General features: G+C 63.7%; 3 protein-coding genes and 1 pseudogene. 2 read left to right on the forward strand and 2 right to left on the reverse strand.

Annotated elements, in window-relative coordinates:
- Together BRAS3843_RS42280 and BRAS3843_RS24745 are read left to right on the forward strand one after the other, a co-directional pair.
- Nucleotides 1–167: pseudogene (locus BRAS3843_RS42280) on the forward strand (glycosyl transferase); the annotation flags it as partial.
- Nucleotides 168–228: 61 nt separating this feature from the next.
- A complete protein-coding gene (locus BRAS3843_RS24745; RefSeq protein WP_008971821.1) occupies nucleotides 229–1,173 on the forward strand; it encodes a helix-turn-helix domain-containing GNAT family N-acetyltransferase in 945 nt (314 codons plus the stop codon).
- Nucleotides 1,174–1,327: 154 nt separating this feature from the next.
- Here BRAS3843_RS24745 and moaB read toward each other — a convergent pair whose 3' ends face one another.
- Both moaB and BRAS3843_RS24755 read right to left on the reverse strand, forming a co-directional pair.
- Entirely contained in the window at nucleotides 1,328–1,891 is a 564-nt protein-coding gene (gene moaB, locus BRAS3843_RS24750; protein ID WP_008971822.1) for a molybdenum cofactor biosynthesis protein B, read from the reverse strand.
- Nucleotides 1,892–1,928: 37 nt separating this feature from the next.
- On the reverse strand, nucleotides 1,929–2,609 hold a 681-nt coding region (locus BRAS3843_RS24755; protein ID WP_035982645.1), incomplete at its 5' end, for a neutral zinc metallopeptidase.

Raw genomic sequence — 2,609 nt, forward strand, 5'->3', positions numbered from 1 at the left:
CACGCGCGCTGATCGGGCCGCTCGGCGACCAGGGATTGTTGATCGCCCGTGACCATTACCGGCAGCTCGGCGGCCACGCCCCGAATGCCCGGAGCGCTGAAACCCAGCTGCTCCGCCAGCTCGGCCCTTCACGTACCATGCTGCGCAGCCGAATGGTCATGATCTGACACGCGAGATACTTGCCAAAGTCAATTAATTCATTGACAATGGCAAACATCGAGGTGCGCCATGCTCCATCCGCCATCCAACAGCCGGCCCTCCGAAGACCAAGTGTCCGCGGTGCGCGCGTTCAACCGCTTCTATACAAAGAAGCTCGGGGTGCTCGACCAGCATCTCCTGAACAGCCCGTTCTCACTCTCCGAGGCGCGGGTGCTCTATGAGCTCGCCCAGCATGAGGGCGTCTCCGCCAAGGAGATCGGCCTCACGCTCGGACTCGATCCCGGCTATCTCAGCCGCATCGTCCAGAGCTTCGATGAGCAAGGCCTGATCAGTCGCACACCACTGCCCTCCGACCGAAGGCAACAACAGCTCAGCCTGACCGCCGAGGGACGCCAAGCCTTCGCCAAGCTCGACCACAGCTCGCAGAGCGAGATCGCCGCGATGCTGCGCGGCCTCACCGGGCAGGACCGCGACCGGCTGATCGGCGCAATGGCAATGATTGAGGATATCCTGGAACCGGAGGCTCCATCGCGGCCGGCCTTCCTGCTGCGCAGCCATCGGCCTGGCGATATCGGCTGGGTGGTCTCCCGCCATGCCGCCGTCTACGCTGAGGAATATGGCTGGGACATCTCGTTCGAAGCGCTGGCCGCGGAGATCACCGCGCAATTTCTCCGCAGGTTCGATCCCAAGCGCGAACATTGCTGGATCGCCGATATCGCGGGCGAACCGGTGGGTTCGATTTTCCTGGTCAAAGACACCGACGAGGTCGCGAAGATTCGCCTGCTGCTGGTCGAGAAAAAAGCGCGCGGCCTCGGCGTCGGCCGCGCACTGGTCGAACAGTGCATCCGCTTCGCGCGCGAGAAGAACTACAAGAAGATCGCGCTGTGGACGCAGAGCATCCTCGTTGCCGCGCGCGACATCTATCGCCGCGCGGGATTTGAGCTCGTGGCCGAAGAACCGCATCACTCGTTCGGCGTCGATCTCCTCGGCGAGACCTGGGAGCTGAAGCTGTAGTTGGGCTTGGTCCAACTGCATCATAAAACGCCGTCATTCCGGGGCAGCCCGTCAGGGCTGAACCCGGAATCTCGAGATTCCGGGTTCGATGCTGTCGCATCGCCCCGGAATGACGCTGAGAGGTCGATGCCCCAAGCGTTATGACGCAGTAAGATTACACAGTCGCGCCTTGCGCCTTTGGCCGGCGCAGATGCTCGTCGAGCCGCGGCATGATCTCGACGAAGTTGCAGGGACGCGTGCGATAGTCGAGCTGGGCGGCGAGAATGCCGTCCCAGGCGTCGCGACAGGCCCCGGGCGAGCCGGGCAGACAGAAGATGTAGGTTGCGCCGGCGACGCCAGCAGTGGCGCGGCTCTGGATGGTCGAGGTGCCGATCTTGGCGTAGCTCAGCATGTGAAACGCGATCGAGAAGCCGTCCATCCGCTTCTCGAACAAGGGCTCGACCGCCTCGGGCGTGACGTCACGACCGGTGAAGCCGGTGCCGCCGGTGGTGACGACGACATCGACGGCGGGATCGGCGATCCAGCGCCTTACGACGGCACGGATCGCCTCGACATCATCGGTCACGATCTCGCGCGCGGCGAGCTTGTGGCCGGCCGCGGTCAAACGATCGCTCAATGTCGTACCCGATTTGTCGTCGGCGAGCGAGCGCGTATCGGAGATCGTGAGCACCGCGATATTGAGCGGGATGAACTGCTTGGCTTCACCAGTCGACGACATCGCCACCTCTTTCATCGGGACCGGACGGAGGCGCGCATCACAACGAGTTTGCGCCGAACGTGTCGCAGGCCTTCACGGTGCCTTGTTGGAACCCGGTCATGAACCAGCGCTTGCGCTGTGCGGCTGAACCGTGCGTGAACGAATCCGGCACCACGCGCCCTGTCGCCTCCCGTTGCAGGGTATCGTCGCCGATCGCCGAGGCGGTGGTGAGCGCGGAATCGATGTCGCCCTCTTCGAGATAGCCGGGCCGCTTTTTCAGCTCGCGATTGGCCCAGACGCCCGACAGGCAGTCCGCCTGCAGTTCGACCTTCACCTGCAGCGCATTGGATTCGGCCTTGCTGCCCGCCTGCTGCTGCAGCCGGGTCACGCGCGGCAGGACGCCGAGCAGATTCTGGATGTGATGGCCGGCTTCGTGCGCGATGATATAGGCTGCGGTGAACTTGCAGGCATTGCCTGAACAGCCGTGGAAGCGCGTCTCGACCTGGCGGAAGAAGTTGGTATCGAGAAAGATCTGGCGGTCCGGCGGACAATAGAACGGCCCCATCGCCGATTGCGCCATGCCGCAGCGTCCGCCATTGGTGGCGTTGCGAAACAGCACGACCTTCGGTCCGGTGTAGCTCTGGCCGCTGGCCTGGAAGATCTCGCTCCAGCGGTCATCGATCTCGCCGAGAATCGCGGAGACCATGTCGCCCATCTCGTCCTTCGGCGCGCCGGTCTT

Source organism: Bradyrhizobium sp. STM 3843 (genome assembly GCF_000239815.1).
GTDB lineage: Bacteria > Pseudomonadota > Alphaproteobacteria > Rhizobiales > Xanthobacteraceae > Bradyrhizobium.